The following is a 1,429-nucleotide window of genomic DNA, read 5'->3' as shown; positions in this document are numbered from 1 at the left end:
CTAGTACGACTTGGTCACATCCGAGAGGGCAGCTCAGGCGGAGCTCTGGGGTTGATGGCCGTGTTGCAGAGGGGGCAGATGCCAATCTGCCTGAGGAGAAGGGGCTGCAACGCGCGTCGTACCATCGGTAGCGTCCAGTGCACTCTCTTCCGGGGGGAAAAGCGCCCGACGGAGCGCGAGGAATCCGTGGGCCACGGCGCAGAGGGTGGCGTGGTGATGGAAGCCACGCCACGTGCGTCCTTCGAAGTGGTCCAGACCGACTTCCCCCTTCATCTCTTGGTAGTCGCGCTCGATGCGCCAGCGCAACTTGGTGAGGCGCACGAGGTGCTTCAGGGAAATGTCCGCAGGCAGCGTAGACAGGTGGAACTTGGTGGGCGCCTTCTCGTGCCTGGGCCATTCGCACAGCAGCCACTGCTCGTCGCCCGGGGCCAGGCCCAGATGGTGTCGATGGGCAGTGCGGATGCGCAGGGCCGCGAAGCGCGAGCGCCGCGGGCCCTTGGACCCTTCACTCCAGCTGACCCACTTCCAGGCGGTTTTCGGCAGGTCGGCGGCGAGCTTCTCGACAGCAACGGGGTTCGCGTCTCCATAGCGGTAGCGCTTGCGGACGGGCCCACGCATCCCCGGTGGCTTCGGAGGAATGGGCGGAACGACGAAGCCCGGGGGCCAGACGACGCAGTCGCCTTGAATGCCGACGATGTACGGCAATCCGCGGCGCGTGAGCTCCGCACGGAACTCGACTTCGTTTCCGTACCCTGAGTCGGCCAGCACCATGTGCCGCTTCACTCCCCATCCCCGTGCATGCTCCAGCAGCCCCAGGGCGATGTCCCGCTTCGTCTCGAACGATACGTCCTCCGGCACGCCCGCCTTGCGCAAGCGCTCCGGGTCGGCCGTCCACTCCACTGGCAAGTACAACCGCATTCCGATGCAGCCGCTGCCCTTCTCACTCGCCAGATGCAGACTGACGGCGACCTGGCAGTTGTCGATGCGGCCCAGAGTGCCCGAGTACTGCCGGACCACGCCCACCGAGTGCCTGCCCTTCTTGGGGAAACCCGTGTCATCCAGCACCAGGGCCTCGACGTCCGGCAGGTCCTCCTCCAGCTTCAGTGCCAGCCGGCGCATGACCTCGTCGTCCGCCCACGCACTGCCGCTGATGCACTGCTGCAGGCGCTGGCGCATGGCCTCCTTCTCGGAAGCCTCCTTCACCAGTCGCCCAGCTATCGGGTCGATGCTCTTGCGCTCGCCTTCCAGCAACAGGCCCTTGACGTACCAGTCCATGGCCCGTCGCCGTTCGACTCGGCCCAGGCCCGAGAACATCGACTCGAGGAAGCTCTCCAGCTCCCCCTCCAACCGCTTCAGTTGCGTCGGTGTCATGCAGGGGGAACAGTCCGCCCACCCTCACGCATTCTTGATGTGACCAAGTCGTACTAGG

The 1,429-nt window shown here is 65.7% G+C and carries 1 protein-coding gene; it reads right to left on the bottom strand.

What is annotated here, in order from left to right; all coding sequences use genetic code 11:
• Positions 1 to 33 precede the first annotated feature (33 nt).
• Complete coding sequence (locus D7Y15_RS43450; RefSeq protein WP_233596981.1) at positions 34 to 1,314, bottom strand: IS701 family transposase; 1,281 nt, start codon at positions 1,312 to 1,314, stop codon at positions 34 to 36.
• Between the last annotated feature and the right edge of the window lie 115 nt (positions 1,315 to 1,429).

It is taken from the genome of Corallococcus sp. AB030, from assembly GCF_003668965.1.
Classification (GTDB): domain Bacteria; phylum Myxococcota; class Myxococcia; order Myxococcales; family Myxococcaceae; genus Corallococcus; species Corallococcus exiguus.
The sequence above is the reverse complement of the archived record's forward strand: the minus strand, read 5'-3'. Positions and strand labels throughout refer to the sequence as shown.

Excerpts from the sequence above, each read along its gene's own strand:
- D7Y15_RS43450 (WP_233596981.1), bottom strand. The coding sequence starts at position 1,314 with ATGTTCTCGGGCCTGGGCCGAGTCGAACGGCGACGGGCCATGGACTGG.